The organism is Pseudoteredinibacter isoporae (assembly GCF_011602085.1).
In the GTDB taxonomy this organism is placed as follows: domain Bacteria; phylum Pseudomonadota; class Gammaproteobacteria; order Pseudomonadales; family Cellvibrionaceae; genus Pseudoteredinibacter; species Pseudoteredinibacter isoporae.
In genome coordinates, this window is the sequence record NZ_JAAONY010000004.1 from 249,347 (window position 1) to 265,438 (window position 16,092).

Genomic DNA, 16,092 nt, shown 5'->3' on the forward strand with positions numbered 1-16,092 from the left:
ATGGATAGCCTGCAGGCGATTATTCTGGCCTTGTTACAAGGGCTCACGGAATTTCTACCCATATCCAGTTCCGGGCATTTAATCCTACCCTCCGCTGTTTTGGGATGGCCGGATCAGGGTCTGGCTTTTGATGTGGCCGTACATGTGGGTTCTCTGCTGGCAATCGTCTGGTTTTTCCGAAAGGACGTACTATCGATTGCATTGGGCTCGCTCGAAAGTGTCCAAAATCGGCAATGGAATCCCGAAAGCCAAACCCTTCTGTTTTTAGTCATCGCGACCATTCCTGCTGGTTTGGCCGCATTGACCTTTAATGATTTGATCGAAAGCGAACTCCGCTCTCCACTGGTGATAGCAAGTACGACATTGTGTTTTGGCTTGCTTCTTGGCGTTGCCGATAAATTCGGAAGTCGTGAAAAATCCTTGCTGAAAATGACCCTGTGGGCAGCCTTCATTATTGGTTGTGCCCAGGCGATTGCATTAATTCCCGGAACGTCTCGCTCGGGCATCACAATGACCGCCGCTTTGTTGTTGGGCTTTCAACGTGATGCAGCTGCACGTTTCTCTTTCCTTATGTCGATTCCCATTATTGTACTGAGTGGTGCTTACAAAGGTCTGGAGCTGGTTTCCGGAGCTACTCCGCAGTGGGATTTAATTGCCATTGGCGTTGTTGTCTCTGCGATATCCGCCTACGCCTGTGTGTACTGGTTTATGGCCGTCATAGAACGCATGGGAATGTTACCTTTTGTTTTATATCGAATTGTTTTAGCAGCTATTCTTTTTGCGTTATTTGTCTAGTCCAACGGGCGGCAAAAGGGGCGAAATGGGAAGGCTGGTCTATTATGACAATAAATATCTTTGATTTGATGGTTCGTTCAGATTAGCGAACTCCACTCACCAGATTTATTGCTGGAGAACAATATGCATCAGAAAGTCGCGTTTATAGGTTTGGGTGTTATGGGTTACCCCATGGCGGGGCATCTTCAAAAAGCGGGTTGCTCCGTTACCGTTTACAACCGCAGCACTGAAAAAGCGGAACGTTGGAAATCCGAATTTGGTGGTGAAATGGCCCTGACGCCCAGAGAGGCCGCAGAAGGTGCTGAAATCGTCTTCACCTGCGTGGGTGATGACAACGATATTCGTGAAGTTTGTTTGGGTGAAAATGGTGCCTTTGCAGGCATGAAAGTGGATGCGGTTTTAGTGGATCACACAACGGCTTCCGCCGAAGTGGCTCGTGAGCTGAATCTGGAAGCGAAGAGTCGCAAACTGCACTTCCTGGACGCACCGGTTTCCGGTGGTCAGGCCGGTGCTGAAAATGCTTGCCTGACTGTGATGGCGGGCGGCGATGTAACCGTCTTCAATCATGTGAACCCTGTGATCGATCACTACGCTCGTTCTTGCCGTTTGCTTGGCCCAAGCGGTTCCGGGCAGCTCTGCAAAATGGTGAATCAGATTTGCATCGCTGGTTTAGTGCAAGGTCTGGCTGAAGGTTTGAACTTTGCTGAAAAAGCCGGCCTGGATGCACATCAAGTGGTGGATGTTATTTCCAAGGGGGCTGCGCAGTCCTGGCAGATGGAAAACCGTTATCGCACCATGCTGGCGGGTGACTATAACCACGGTTTTGCGGTTGACTGGATGCGTAAAGATCTGGCTGTGGTGTTGCAGGAAGCATCGCGCATTAACGCCTCCTTGCCGGTGACGGCAACCGTCGATCAGTTCTATAACGATGTTCAAATGATGGGTGGCGGTCGCTGGGACACCTCGTCCCTGTTAGCTCGTTTAAAGCGCGATTGATAAGCTACTCTTCAGGCTGCTGTGATCGCAGCGGCCTTTTCCTTCCATTCGCTGTCTAGGCCGGCTAATCACCAGCTACCGGGCGTATTTTTCAGCTTCTTCTATACTTGCTAGCAGTGCTTTGAGCATCAGGCGCGGGCTGAGCTTTGGCTCTAAAACTGCTAAGATGCACACTCACCTGATCTCGCTGTGAGTGTAATAGTTAAGGGGAAGTATGACTGCCAACGATCAAGCGGCTGCGAATCAGTTTTTGCAGCGCTGTATAGAATTTCTTGATGAATCCGTAACGCCATTCCACGCCGTACAAGCCATGGCTTCCCGCCTGGAGGCTGCTGGCTTTCAAGCCCTGAACGAGGCTGATGCCTGGCAGATGTCTGCAGGCAATAAATACTATGTTTGTCGCAACGATTCGTCGATTATCGCCTTTGTTTATGGCGAGGCCGATCCTCTGGAGCACGGTGTTCGAATGTTGGGTGCGCACACTGACAGCCCGTGTCTGAAGGTAAAACCTCAGCCTGACCTTCACCAGCACGGTTATGCTCAATTGGGGGTAGAGGTGTACGGAGGGGTTCTTTTGAATCCCTGGTTTGATCGCGATTTATCTCTGGCTGGGCGAGTCAGCTTCAGTGACCAGAATCAGCAGCTGCAATCCGCCCTGGTTGATTTCAAACGCCCTGTGGCGACCATTCCGAGCCTGGCTATTCATCTGGACCGGGGTGTCAACGATAAGCGCAGCGTGAATCCGCAAACGGATATGCCGCCATTGCTGGGTTTGAGTGAAGAGCCTATGGCGTTTCAGCAATTACTACGTGATGAATTGCTAAAACAGCAACCGGATCTGGATATTGACCAAATTCTGGATTTTGAAATCAGCTGTTATGACTGCCAGGGAGCTGGACACATCGGTCTCAATGGTGACTTTTTGGCCAGTGCTCGATTGGACAATCTGTTAAGTTGCTTTATCGGTCTGGAGTCTTTGTTAATTGCGGACGGCGAACAGAGTTGCCTGCTGGTGTGTAATGATCACGAAGAGGTGGGCAGTGCTTCTGCCTGTGGTGCCCAAGGACCTATGCTGGCAAGTTTTCTGGAGCGGGTATGGCCAGATATTACACCGCGTGAGCAGCTTATTAACCGCAGCGTGATGATCTCCGCCGACAACGCCCACGGTATTCATCCGAACTTCCCGAACAAGCACGATGGTAACCATGGCCCTAAACTGAATGCCGGCCCGGTGATCAAAATTAACGCTAATCAGCGCTATGCCAGTAACAGTGAAACTTCGGGATTGTTTAAACTGTTGGCGGAAGAATTACCGGTGCAAACCTTCGTGACGAGGGCCGATATGGGGTGCGGCAGTACTATTGGACCCATCACGGCCACTGAAATTGGTGTTCGCACGGTTGATGTCGGAGTGCCGACCTTTGGTATGCACTCGATTCGAGAGCTGGCCGGTAGCGAAGATTGTTACACCATGCATCAGATTTTTAATAGATTTTTGGCCAGACAAAGGGTATAACCTGAAGATCTGAGTGACAGGGATTCAGTAATACCAGCCAGATTTATTGAGTGCTGAGCTACCGAGGGACTGGTCGAAATGGCAAAAACTGCTGTTATCGTATATAAGAAAATAGATAAAAATATTGCTAGGAACCGGCGTAACAGTAATGTTCTCCTAGGTATGGGTGTGCGGCTCAGTAATGACAATAAATAAAGAAATATTACAACTGTTCTCTCCGTTCGATAGTCTATCCAGTGATTTTCTGGAGAGCGCTATTGAACGGATCAGCGTGCGAGAGTTTAAAAAGGGTGATGTGCTGTTTCAGCGTGGTAAAAAGCTCTCGGAAACTTTCTATCTGCTCAAAGGCGGCGTCGATTTACTGGCCGCCGATTTATCCCGAATCAGCGTTAATCACACCAGCCCCCAGGCCCGTCACCCACTGTGTAACACGCAGCCCGCACGGGTAACAGCGTTTGCCAAAACCGATGTCACGGCGCTGGTGATCGAACGGGATTTTCTCGATTTGGTGATGGTATGGAGTGAGTCGAGCTTGCTCGATGGTAGTGTGTCCATCGACCCAGACGATGAACTCGACTCCGACCCGATTATTGAGGATCAACCCAGCACGGACTGGATGAGTGTGCTACTGGCTGCGCCGCTTTTTTCCCGCATTCCTCCTGGGAATATACAAGCCTTGTTTCAACGCTTTATCCCTCGCAATGTCAGCAAGGGCGAAAAAGTGGTGGTCGTGGGGACCAAGGGCGATTACTTTTACGTGATCAAATCAGGAACGGCTCAGGTGCTTGATTCGGCCGGGTACTGCAAAGCCAGTTTGAGCACCGGGGATTACTTCGGTGAGGAAGCATTGATCGGCGACACTGCGCGTAATGCAACCGTGGAAATGAGCAGCGACGGTGAACTCATGTGCCTTGGCAAAGAGAGTTTTGCTGAGTTATTGCATCGACCGTTGGTGAATTACGTATCGGTCACTGAATTTTTTAAACTTCAGCAGTCCGGCCGTTCTATTCGATTGATTGATGTACGTTTACCCATCGAATTTAAACAGCAGCAGCTTTCAGGCTCTGTGAATATTCCACTGTCTTACTTGCGCCCAAAGCTTAACGAAATGTCGAAAGATGTTTTATATGTTGTCAGCGATTATGGCGGTCGTCGTTCAGAAGTCGCAGTACAGCTGATGGTGCAAGCCGGTTTGGATGTTTTACTGCTTCGCAGCAGCGATGTTCAGGAAGTTGAACTGTAGTTTGCTTGTCTTGAATAGGCGACTGAAACAATAGCATCGCTGAATTAACAAAGGTCACTGAGCGAAAGAAGCGCTCGTGAAAACAATACACAGGCAATGACCCAAACCCCGGAAAATGCTCCCAAGGCGTTACTATTATCGGCCTATGATGCCCAGAGTCATCGTTACTGGCGCAAACAGATTTGCCAGGGCCTGGATCAATGGCAATGGTCAGAATTATGTCTGCCGCCGCGTTATTTCAGCTGGCGTCAACGTGGTAACAGTTTGTCCTGGGCGTTCAAAGAAAGAGAAACCCTCACTCAAGAGTACGATTTCTTGCTGGCCACCTCCATGGTTGATTTATCTGCCTTGCGTGGCTTTGTCCCTGAATTGGCTCAATTGCCCACGGTGGTCTATTTCCATGAAAACCAATTTGCCTACCCTCAAAATGCTCAGCAATTAAGCTCTATTGAACCTCAGTTGACGAGCGTATACAGCGCCCTCTGCGCTGATAAAATTCTCTTCAACAGTCTATTCAACCTGAACAGCTTTTTGGCCGGGGCTCGTGCTTTATTAAAAGCCATGCCGGATCAGGTACCCAAAGGTTTGATGGACAGACTGAGTGCAAAGGCCGAGGTATTACCCGTGCCCATTGCCAGTCAAAGCGACCGGGAACTGATGACTGCGCCACTGGGTCAAAAGAGCCATTGTCTGCGTATTCTCTGGAACCATCGCTGGGAATACGACAAAGGCCCCGAGCGTCTTTTAGCGGCGATTGAACGCCTGGATCAACAATTAAAGTCTATGGCAAAGGAGGCGCGCCCTGATATTCGCTGGCTCATTCTGGGTCAGAGTTTTCGCAAGGTGCCTGGAGAATTTACCAAGATAGAGCGTATTCTCAGAGCTGATGATTCACCCATGGCGCTTGAGGCCTGGGGTTACGAAAGCAGCGTTGAGGCTTACCATTCGCATTTGGGTAGCGCTGACATCGTTTTGTCGACCGCTGAACATGATTTTCAGGGCTTGGCGATTCTGGAAGCTCATGCCGCCGCTTGCTACCCCTTATTGCCCCAGCGCCTGGTTTATCCGGAGTGGTTTCAGGAATCGATCTGCTATCCCTCATCGACGATCGAGGAAGAGGCGCAAGGTCTGGCGGATGAAGTACTTCGCCTGGCCGCTCTCAAAGCCGAACAAGGGGATTTACCCAAGGTTCACAGTCGAGTCGACTTTAACTGGTCTTCACTGGGGCCGTCCTACCAGGCTTGCTTCGATTCCTTGCTTGGGAACCGTCCCTAAGGCTGCTTTGCTCCTCCGCTCAAGCCCTGTATCATAGCGGCGCCCGGCAGCAATGACTGCCCCCAGAAAAGAGTTTGGACCAAGCATGAGCAGCAAAGAAAAACAACGCATTCTCACCGGTATTACGACCTCGGGAACCCCCCATATTGGTAACTATGTCGGTGCGATTCGCCCGGCAATTGAAGCCAGTCGTAACCAGGACAATCTGTCTTTTTACTTCCTGGCGGACTTTCACGCCCTGATTAAATGCCAGGACCCAGATCTGGTTGCCCAGTCGACCCGCGAGATTGCTGCCAGCTGGCTGGCCCTTGGCCTTAACCCCGAAGAAGTGGTGTTTTACCGCCAGTCTGATATCCCTCAGATTGCCGAACTGTGTTGGATGCTGAACTGTGTGTGCGCCAAAGGCTTGATGAACCGAGCCCATGCGTATAAGGCGGCGGTCGATCAAAATGGCGAAGCCGGCGAAGATCCGGATTTTGGCATTACCATGGGGTTGTTCAGCTACCCGGTATTGATGGCAGCGGATATTTTGATTTTCAATGCCAACAAAGTCCCCGTGGGCAAAGATCAGATTCAACATGTGGAAATGGCTCGAGATATGGCTCAGCGTTTCAATCACCTGTTTGCCAGTAAAAAGAAACCGTTGTTCGCGCTGCCTGAATATGTGGTCGATGATGATGTCGCGGTATTGCAGGGCCTGGACGGCCGCAAAATGAGCAAAAGCTATGGCAACACCATTCCATTGTTCCTGGGCGAAAAGCAGCTGCGCAAGCACATCAATAAAATTAAAACCAATCTGTTGGAACCTGGCGAACCAAAAGATCCGGATACCTCAACGGTATTCCAGATCTGGCAGGCCTTTGCTAACGAGCAACAGCAAGCCGAGATGCGTCAGGCCTTCGCTGACGGTATTGCCTGGGGCGAAGCCAAGAAGCAACTGTTTGAATTGATCAACAATGAGTTGGCCGAGCCCAGAGAGCGTTACAACGAACTTCTGGCAAATCCGTCCTACATTGAAGACGTATTGCAAGCTGGTGCAGAGAAGGCTCGACGCTATAGTGAGCCACTTCTCGATAGGGCTCGTCATGCGGTCGGTATTCGTAAGCTGGGTTAACCCGGTTTACGAACACAGTGAAACGGGTTGGCTGTCGCTTTTACGAGAATTATTTTTACAGTGCTTTGTGATGAAGGCTTTGCAAAAGAGAGCTTCAATCGCCCCAAAATGAAAATTTCATCGCGAAACCTGATGTTGAAATATGAGGCCAATTCCCAAAGCGACGGGCCTCAAACCTCCGATAGAGTCTCAACCATTGCTTTGCATAGCGCCCGCAGATCATTCTCAGAACTGATAAACGGTGGCATGGTATAAACCAGCTTTCCGAACGGGCGCAACCAAACTCCACGCCCAATCAAAGCTTTTTGCAGGCTTTCTTTGTCAACCGCTTCTTTCATTTCCACAACACCAATCGCGCCCATTACACGAACATCTGCAACGCCTGGTGCATCTTTTAACGGCGCCAAACCTAACTGGAGTTGTTCTTCAATAAAGCGAATTTTGCTCTGCCAATCCTGCCCAATCAAAAGGCGAGTGCTGGCCAGTGCTGTCGCGCACGCCAGAGGGTTCGCCATAAAGGTTGGACCGTGCATAAAAACTCCGGCTTCTCCCTGGCAAATACCGTTTGCAACGTTGGCCGTACATAATGTCGCCGCCAGAGTCATGTAGCCACCGCTCAAAGCCTTACCCAAACATAAAATATCCGGGCTGATACCCGCATGCTCACAAGCAAAGAGTTTTCCGGTTCGACCAAAGCCGGTGGCAATTTCATCGGCGATGAGCAAAACATCAAATTCCTCGCAAAGCGTCTTAAAGGCTTTCAAATAAGCAGGTGAATAAAAACGCATACCACCGGCGCCCTGAACAATCGGCTCCAGAATAAACGCGGCTATTTCATGATGGTGAGACTCAATAAAGGTGCGAACCTGGGCTAGATAATCCGGGCAGGGGGCTGTATCCAATCCTGCGGGCGGTGCTTCCAGAAAATGATGTTTGGGTAAATTGCCACTGAATAAATGGTGCATCCCATTCACCGGGTCGCAAGTGGCCATAGCGCCGAAGGTATCACCGTGATAACCATTTTTAATCGTCAACAAACGCTGTTTTTCCGGACGCCCTTGGGAATGCCAGTATTGCAAGGCCATCTTAATTGCGACTTCCACGCTGACTGAGCCTGAATCCGCAAAGAAAACCGTGTCGAGGCCATCCGGAGTCAGCTCGACTAAAAGCTGGGCCAGTTCAATGGCAGGCTGATGGCTTAAGCCTCCGAACATGACATGAGCCATCTTATCAATCTGGTCTTTTGCTGCTTGATTCAAAACCGGATGGTTGTAGCCGTGCAGCATACACCACCAAGATGACATGCCATCGATAACCCGTTCGCCGCTGGCAAATTCCAAATGAACCCCTTCAGCACGTTCCACAATAGGCAGGGCAGGGCCGCCTTCTTCGGCCACCTGGCTGTAGGGGTGCCAGATGTGTTGCTGATCAATACGCTCTAATTGGGGCAGGCTGAATTGTCCGCCTGAGGGATTGGAATTCTCTGGGTTCATACGGAAAAATAACTCTGTTAACCAAATGTTATAAATTGGTTAACCATTCTAGAGTATCCCCTCACCATATGCCATGGCAAACTGTCGCGCAGTTAAGAAAGCTTATTCAGTCACTCGAATTCAGTGTTTCAGGGTTCTTTTATGCGTACCGTGTTCAGTTTGTTGTCGTTTGTTAAATGCCTCCTGCCCGCAGCGCTATTGTTGCTTGCCCACGGAACAACAGCCGCCCCGAAGGCCGAGCTGTGGCCTTTCTGGCAGCCTAAAGCTGTGGTGGATACCGCACACGCTCAGCCTTCAATGGACGCCTGGCAGGCTTTCCTGAACACCTATGTAAGCCCGGATGCCGATGGTGTGAATCGCGTCGCCTACGGAGAGGTCACACAAGACGATAAAGATCGCTTGCGAAAACAACTGGATGCATTGGCTGGGCTGGATCCGAGAGAATGGCCTGAATTGGAGCAGCAGGCCTTCTGGATCAATACCTATAATATGGCGGTGGTTAATTTGGTGCTGAACCATTATCCCCTTGAATCCATCAAGGACATTCGCTTGAGCTTTAAAAGTCTGTTTAACGCAGGTCCTTGGGAAGATAAGGTTTTGGTCGTTGCCGGTGAAAAATTGTCTCTCAATGACATTGAACATCGAATTTTACGCCCCATTTGGAATGATGCCCGTTTTCACTTTGCCCTGAATTGCGCCAGCATTGGTTGCCCAAATCTTTCGGCAGAGGTTTATCGTGCGGATACCCTGGATGCGCAGCTGGAACAGGCTCAGAGTGAGTTTCTGCAATCTTCACGGGCGTTTGCTGAATCTGGAGACGGCTACCGCGTATCCAGTATCTTCAACTGGTACTGGCAGGACTTTGCGCCTGAGAAGAAACAGTTGTGGCGCTATTTTCAAAAGCAGGGTTTGATTGACAGAGAAGTAGAGCGCTTCCGTTATGACTATGATTGGCGTTTGAATGACAAGGCGACGTTGAACGAAGAGTAAACCCGTCAAGCGAATGTGGCAATTTGATCATTATTCAAAAAAGAAGTGAGTGTCAGAAATTGAGTTGAGTAAAAGAACCCTTGGCGAACTTTGTGGTCTTTATTGAATCGATTGCTCGATGTTGGGTTAATAAGATGATGAATCCGAGGAAGGGAACACAATGAAAATCGTCACGTCTAGGTTATTTTGCCTGCTGAGTTTGCCCCTCGTCCTGGCAGCTTGTACGCAGCAGGATGTTTATGAAATTTCCCAGGAAAACGCTCGTAAAGCCTGCGAGAAAGAGCCACCTGCAATGCAGGATCAATGTCGCGAACAATACCGCCAGAGTTACGCCGAATATCAGCGTGATCGTGAAGAGTTGCTCAAAGACGATAAATAGTGGAAATGCTCTGTTTTTTCACGTTTATTCAGCGGTAGATCGAAAAGGCAGAGGTTCCACAGAGTTTGTACTGTTGGAGGCAGGTTTTTCTTTGTTGTATGAATCCAGTGTTTTTACCGGATAAGCACAACGTTGCAGCCATTTACCCATGGCGGCTTCGTCGAGGGGCTTCGCAATAAAGTAACCTTGCATATAGTTACAGCCCCAGGCAATTAGCTGTTGCAGGGTGTCTTCATCTTCAACACCTTCGGCAACTACAGACAAACCGATGTTGTGGGCCAACTCGATGGTGGAGCGAACAATGGTTCGGTCTTCTTCGTCTTGTGCCAGATTCTGCACAAAACTTTTATCAATTTTCAATTCATGTACTGGCAATTGCTTGAGTTGTCCCAGCGAAGAGTATCCCGTGCCGTAATCATCAATCGACAGCTTAATGTCTTGATCCTTAAGGTGGCTCAGTTGGGCAATGGCGCTTTGGGGGTTTTCCACAGCAGCGCTTTCGGTGACTTCCACAATTAAAGAACGGTTTGGAAGTTTTGCCTCTCGCAATAGGGCAGCAACTTCTTTGTCGAAGTTTTTTTGGGCCAGATCAAGGGCGGATATGTTAACCGCGACGGCGAGATCGTATCCCTGATTGCGCCAGCGCTGACATTGCTCAAGGGCTCTGGCCAGAACCCAGCGTGTTAATTCAACGATATAACCGGTTTTTTCTGCCAGTCCAATAAAATCATCGGGTGGCACAAATCCCAACTCAGGGTGCTGCCAGCGTACAAGACATTCAACGCCCTCAACCTGAGTTTTGCCTTCATGATGGCGCAACTTGGGCTGATAATGCAGACAGACCTGGTTTTCCGAAATGGCTTTAGGCAATTCCGCCATCAGTGTCAGCTTACGAAGGCTGTATTCATCGTGTTTGGGGTCGTAAGTGACGGTAGCTTTTTGGCTGCCACAGGCCTCGTTTAAAGCGACTCCCGCTCGGCGCAGCAAACCTTCGGCATCCAATGCACTGAAAGGGTAGATCACAATACCCACCGAAATTTTCAGGCTCAGCTCAATACCGCTGACGCAAAATGGATCTTGTAGTGCCTGATGGATTTGTTCATTGATTTCGCGTGCGCCCATAATGTCGTTGGTTTTACCCAGCAACACAAACTCGTCGAGATTCAAATGGGCGAGCATATGATTTTCCAGCTTGGCGCCCAGGCGTTCCGTGACCAGATGAATCAGTTTATCGCCCCAGGAGTAACCCAGTGCGTCTACAATATCCTGGAAGTGGTTGAGTCGAAAGTTTGCCAGTACGGCAACTTCCTGGCTGCTGTCGAGGTTTTTAATGGTGTGATCAATGCATGCAATTAGGCCTTTGCGATTTAGCAGGCCGGTTAGACTGTCATGGCTGGCTTGATAAGTAATGTGTTCCTCACGCTCAGAGACCGCCCGCTGCATACGTGAAAATGCCTTGGCGAGTCGGCCGATTTCATCTCGACGATAAATGCGAATGGGGGTGTTGTAATCACCTTTGGAGACATCGTCGATTACATGCAAAAGCTGGTTCAACGGTTTACTGATGCCTCTTGAGAACACATACCCAAATATCAACGCCAGCAGTGAAATCAATCCGAAAATTGATAATAGACTCAGCCACCACTGGCTGAACTTTTCCCGGGGTTCATTCAGGGACTGCTGAAACAAAATCGCCAGACCGCTTTGTGAATGTTCATCAAAAGGACGATAGAGAGCGAGGTCTTCCCATTCACCTTGGGTAATCACCCAGGGCTTGTCTGTGAGGCTGGGCGGTGTTGGCGGCATGCTCTTCATGCGCTCTTCCGGGAGACTGCTGGCGATGAATTGCAGACTATGGCTGTGAGGCAATACAAAGCTGATGTTTACCCCGCTGATTTCGCTGTAACGATTGGCCATTTGATCATCGATTTCAAAACCCATACCGAGCCAACCTACTCGAATGGGCGCTTTTACTTCGGTCAATACCAGCTGATAGTGGCGTTGGTTGATCTCGGTGATGGTTTGGAAGGTGATTTGCTGGCTGCGATTGACCAGCTCCAGAATCTGTTGGGGCAGGCCTTTTTCCTGATGAATGGTGCTGACGGCAAGAACGCCTTCATTGTCTACGAAAAGGGCCACATCGGCACCAACGCGATTACTGTGGTTTTGCAATACACTTTCCAGGGTGCTGTAGTCGCGCTGTCCAATGGACTGTCTTAAGCCCCAATCCTTCACTACGGTTTCGACACTGGTGTTCAATAAATGATGCTGGTTATCCAGCACATCGAAAAATGTCTTTTGGGCGACCAACAGTTTATCAGAGGCGTCTTGTTCTACCTTTTGGCTGGCGGACTGGTAGAGGAAGAGCATGCTCGATAAGCCGAGCCCCAGCAGGATAGTGGCCAATAAGGCGAATATTCGGCTATGTAGCTTCATGATGATTCACTATGGATGTAGCCCTTAAAAGTAATAGCGGGCACTCAAACTCAGTTGATCTTCCTTGGCATATGCTCGCTCACCACGATAGTGGCGACGTGCTTGGCGTGAACGACGTTGTTGATATTCAGCGCTGAACTTCCAGTGAGGCGCCAAATAATAACTGTAGTTGATATTGGCGCTATTTCCCGTCTCGTTATTATTATCCATCGGCGTATTGTCGAGATCCTTGACCGTGGATCGTTCAAAACGAGCACTTATGCGGTGTGGGCCAATACGCTTCGAAATGCCCACAAAGGCAGATTCAAAGTCATTGAGGACGAATCCTCTCCCCATACTGGTATCGCCCTTGATGTACTGGCCATAGAGTTCCACATTCGGTTGAAGAAAATAGTGGCCCCCCAGGTGAATGAAACGCGTCCGCCAGGCGTATTGCCCATCGTGGAACGCAGTATCTTCCGCTTGATTATCGTAGTAGTAAATTTCAGCTTTAAACTGCTGGCGTCGCGATAATCCAAATGACGCGTAGAAGCCTGGACGATCATCAATCTCGCGAAAGGGTTGATAGTGTTTGGCTTGAGGATTTTCTGCCGCAGCGACGCCGGGCAGGGGGTAGAAAGGCAGTGAGGTGCCCAGGCCGCTTTGACGGTCATGGTTGGACCAGCCTTTCCATGACAATATCGCGCCGGTTGGATCATTAAAACCAAAAATCGCCACATTAATAGTGGCGTTAAGCTTGTGCCGGGAATCCGCTGATGGGCCGGCGATGGACCAGCGCCAATGACCTTCCACACCCACTGTCCGAAGCTCTTCGGCAAGCCAGCTGTTAATGGCGGAGTAATTGAGCCCGTAAACAGAACTCCAGAGAATGCCGCGGTTTTCGATCGACAGTTTGGGATAGAACAATCCAACCCTCCAACGACTGCGAACTTTACCCGTGCGCAGCGGACGATACTGCCAATACAATTCAGTGACTTCCACGCCGGAGGTTTGTTCTGGGTAGGCATGGATCTGGGTGACGATTTGGCTGCCGGCTTTTATATCCATTTTGATTTCCGCTGCAAAGTCGGCGAGGAGTGGGCGGCCATTGTGACTGCTGTCAAAGCGCGAGTGTCCAGTACCGGAATCCAGCCAGCTATTATTGCCTTCAAAATGTTGCAGGCGCAGATCGACATAGCCTTTGCTGCTGATTCTCTGACTCAGATCGAACCCATTTTCACTGTCTTTTGAAAACGCGTTTGCTGAACAGAGCAGGACTGGAAAAATAATGGCGTGACGAAGCACTTTGCGAGTCAAAGTGGTGGCCTTGTTTTTGTTTTGTTGTTCTTCGACTTCTTGCATTGCGTTTTTCAAGCCATTACAACTCAGTAGTCCTCATCTTCATCCAGGCGCTCTTGCGGCGCTGCAATCTGGGCTCTGGCGTTTACTTCTTTAGGCAAGGCTATGTTGTGTTTCGTTTGCCCCTGAAAATCCAGATCACTTGTCAGTGCCTGGCCATTGTTAATGTCGGGGTGCCACAGCTTGAGTGTGTAATGCCCATGGGGAAGTTCTTTGAAGTTCACTGAGTCTTTTTCAATCTGCCCATAGAAAGGACTGTCGACAACCACCAGATAAGCGATCATCCAGTCGTGAATGTTGCAACCCAATGCGATGAGTCCGGGGTTTTCAACCTGAATAGGGGCAGGCGTTCGTTTTTTATAAAGCGGTAATTCAAAGCTCAGGGGCTTGGAAAAGGAATAAACGTGATGAGCGGTGTTGTCACGATTGGGGAATTGAATATTACTCCCGAGTCGAGCAACACTGATATAAGGATCAAATTGCCGATTTTTCTGTTCGATAACTTTGACGGGGGGCTGCTCTGATCCAGCGGGGCTTTTATTGTCGCGAAGAGAATGGTCTGGCAGAGAAAATTTTGCTTCCAGCCAAACCACCGCTCCCGGAGCGTGTTGAGCTTTCCCCTTGTGTTGCAGACTGATATCGAGAGCGGCAACCCGACTGACGGTGGAAAGACAAAGTACAAAAAGAACGAGCCCTGGAGTACGAAACACGAACCACCTCTAGGTGCAGAATAAGACGAATCGGAATATGAATTATTGCCACATGAGGCGGCATTGTTTTAAAGCTTAGTTTGTTTTCCATACTGCGCAAGTTTGAAAAATTAAATATCTATCCCGGTGCTAAAATGGGATAAATTTGTGATAATTTCTCAGCTGTTGTGATGCACCTATTGTCCCCTCAGGCCCAATACCCTTGTGCAAATTGCGTATATTATGCAGCTTCGCAGCGCTGTCCAATGGCTTCAATCAGCCCTTCAATCTGCTGCCGTTGTGCCGGGGCTAAGTCCAGAAAGCTAAGGCTGACACTGGTGTGTCGTCTAGGTTGTCGCAGGAACTGGATGCCTTTCAGTTTTCCGCGGCAGCGAATATTAAATCCGCCAGGAAACGCGAGGTCGCATAAAGGGAGTACGGCACCAGGATACAAATCTTTTAATTGGTTACCGGCAAAGCGCAAACGAACGCCACCGCTGGACAGGTTTTCTACACTACCAAACAGTTTTTGCCCAACGGGCGTTTGCAAGCTGGCGGCGATTGGGAAATCCTCATCAATAACAATTCGGCGTTGTTTACGACGTTGCCCTGACTCGATTCGATCCGGTATTTGCAGGCTGTAATAGGGCATTGCCGTGTGGTGGTGATAGCACAAAACCCGGCACTCCATTTCTTGAACCTGGCCGCCCTGGTGCAGACGAATATGCAGGGAATCTCCGGCGCGTATTTGGCCGTGATACTGGCTGGGAAAGAGTTCGTCGATATCAAAGCTGCCGCTACTTGTATCAACCGACAAAATTAAACTCTGTTGGTATTCCCCCAAGCGTGCGCTTTTCACTTCAATTAATTGCCTTTGTTTTTGCCAAAGGCGCAACTGCCTCAAGACTTCGGGATGAGGTGCAGAGGCTTCCTGAGTCATTTCTTTGAAAAAGCCCGGAATAGCGCGCTCTTCAATTTCAGGTCTCTTTCCAAACATTTTTTGCCACAAGGTCATTGGGAATCCTTATTGTGCATAGGTCTTCTTAAAGCGCTACGGAGATTTCGCTTTCTTGTCTTATGTCCTGTGCAAAGCCCGTGCCAGAGGATTTGCGTCGGCAATTCAGGCATGAAATGCGCTGGGTATCGTCAATTGCCTCATTTCTGTACGGCCTGTGGAATGGGTAAGAGGCATTGACGGACCGCCGCAGGAAATTCCTTGCCGCTCTTCGAGGGTTCTTGAGTAATTCATTTCGTATGACGTCGCGAAAGGAGTCGGATAGTGGTATTGGGCGCCATATAAAGCTGAGGGGCAGCGAGAGGTAAATGAGGTGGTGGATACGAGGGACTGTAGACCTTAGTAACGGTGACTCTGGGGCCGAAATTACCTTAGATTGTGCGGTCTTTGGCTATTTGACTGCCCATTTCGCCCCAAAATGTTTCTATGTGTATGCTTTCATTGGTTTTTTTACCTTAAGGGGACAAACTTCTCCTTACATTCATATTCTCTCAGATAGAATCTGAGTCCTCCAAGGCGCTGTTAGCACTAAAGTTCCTATAAAAGTGCCCATTTGGTTTAGTGGGCAGATAGGCGGTTTGCTACTTTGTGGTGTATATCACGTTTTGGCTATAAAATGATTGTTGCTATAACAACAAATGCTTGTTATTTGGCTTGGCTACAGGGCTAATGTGTTGTTTCAGAGTATTGACCTGTTTTAGAGGGAATTGCAGTGACTAATATTGCATCTAAAGATGTTCAAAATTTGCCAGTAAGCGACCATAAAGGGGTTGTTTTTGCTACGAAGGGCAAAATTGTAGATCAAAATGGCAA

At 49.3% G+C, this 16,092-nt stretch carries 13 protein-coding genes; 8 read left to right on the plus strand and 5 right to left on the minus strand.

Going from position 1 to position 16,092, the window contains the following annotated elements:
- The 6 genes from G8768_RS19890 (at position 1) to G8768_RS19915 (ending at position 6,939) form a co-directional block, all read left to right on the plus strand.
- Positions 1-795 carry an undecaprenyl-diphosphate phosphatase gene (locus G8768_RS19890; RefSeq protein WP_166843272.1) on the plus strand — a complete coding sequence of 265 codons (795 nt, stop codon included), beginning with the start codon at positions 1-3 and terminating at the stop codon, positions 793-795.
- 123 nt (positions 796-918) lie between these two features.
- Entirely contained in the window at positions 919-1,791 is an 873-nt protein-coding gene (locus tag G8768_RS19895; RefSeq protein WP_166843271.1) for an NAD(P)-dependent oxidoreductase, read from the plus strand.
- Positions 1,792-2,005: 214 nt separating this feature from the next.
- On the plus strand, positions 2,006-3,307 hold the full coding sequence (locus tag G8768_RS19900) for a M18 family aminopeptidase (protein ID WP_166843270.1): 1,302 nt from the start codon (positions 2,006-2,008) through the stop codon (positions 3,305-3,307).
- 181 nt (positions 3,308-3,488) lie between these two features.
- Entirely contained in the window at positions 3,489-4,550 is a 1,062-nt protein-coding gene (locus tag G8768_RS19905; RefSeq protein WP_166843269.1) for a cyclic nucleotide-binding domain-containing protein, read from the plus strand.
- 96 nt (positions 4,551-4,646) lie between these two features.
- The gene (locus G8768_RS19910; protein WP_166843268.1) at positions 4,647-5,825 is read left to right on the plus strand and encodes a tRNA-queuosine alpha-mannosyltransferase domain-containing protein; all 1,179 of its coding nucleotides are present in this window, start codon (positions 4,647-4,649) and stop codon (positions 5,823-5,825) included.
- An 85-nt stretch (positions 5,826-5,910) separates the two neighbouring features.
- The gene (locus G8768_RS19915) at positions 5,911-6,939 is read left to right on the plus strand and encodes a tryptophan--tRNA ligase (RefSeq protein WP_166843267.1); all 1,029 of its coding nucleotides are present in this window, start codon (positions 5,911-5,913) and stop codon (positions 6,937-6,939) included.
- A 170-nt stretch (positions 6,940-7,109) separates the two neighbouring features.
- Here G8768_RS19915 and bioA read toward each other — a convergent pair whose 3' ends face one another.
- Positions 7,110-8,432, minus strand: a complete 1,323-nt coding sequence (gene bioA, locus G8768_RS19920) for an adenosylmethionine--8-amino-7-oxononanoate transaminase (protein WP_166843266.1) — start codon at positions 8,430-8,432, stop codon at positions 7,110-7,112.
- Between the two features lie 141 nt (positions 8,433-8,573).
- Here bioA and G8768_RS19925 point away from each other — a divergent pair, with 141 nt between their 5' ends.
- Positions 8,574-9,422: a DUF547 domain-containing protein gene (locus G8768_RS19925; RefSeq protein ID WP_166843265.1), complete on the plus strand. Its 849-nt coding sequence runs from the start codon at positions 8,574-8,576 to the stop codon at positions 9,420-9,422.
- 160 nt (positions 9,423-9,582) lie between these two features.
- Positions 9,583-9,801: a hypothetical protein gene (locus G8768_RS19930; RefSeq protein ID WP_166843264.1), complete on the plus strand. Its 219-nt coding sequence runs from the start codon at positions 9,583-9,585 to the stop codon at positions 9,799-9,801.
- Positions 9,802-9,825: 24 nt separating this feature from the next.
- On the opposite strand, the gene G8768_RS19935 is transcribed toward G8768_RS19930, so the two are convergent.
- The 4 genes from G8768_RS19935 to G8768_RS19950 form a co-directional block, all read right to left on the minus strand.
- Positions 9,826-12,237 carry an EAL domain-containing protein gene (locus tag G8768_RS19935; RefSeq protein WP_166843263.1) on the minus strand — a complete coding sequence of 804 codons (2,412 nt, stop codon included), beginning with the start codon at positions 12,235-12,237 and terminating at the stop codon, positions 9,826-9,828.
- Between the two features lie 24 nt (positions 12,238-12,261).
- Entirely contained in the window at positions 12,262-13,578 is a 1,317-nt protein-coding gene (locus tag G8768_RS19940) for a porin (protein ID WP_166843262.1), read from the minus strand.
- Positions 13,579-13,601: 23 nt separating this feature from the next.
- Positions 13,602-14,285: a cupredoxin domain-containing protein gene (locus G8768_RS19945; RefSeq protein WP_166843261.1), complete on the minus strand. Its 684-nt coding sequence runs from the start codon at positions 14,283-14,285 to the stop codon at positions 13,602-13,604.
- A 220-nt stretch (positions 14,286-14,505) separates the two neighbouring features.
- The gene (locus G8768_RS19950) at positions 14,506-15,279 is read right to left on the minus strand and encodes a PilZ domain-containing protein (protein WP_166843260.1); all 774 of its coding nucleotides are present in this window, start codon (positions 15,277-15,279) and stop codon (positions 14,506-14,508) included.
- Positions 15,280-16,092 lie beyond the last annotated feature (813 nt).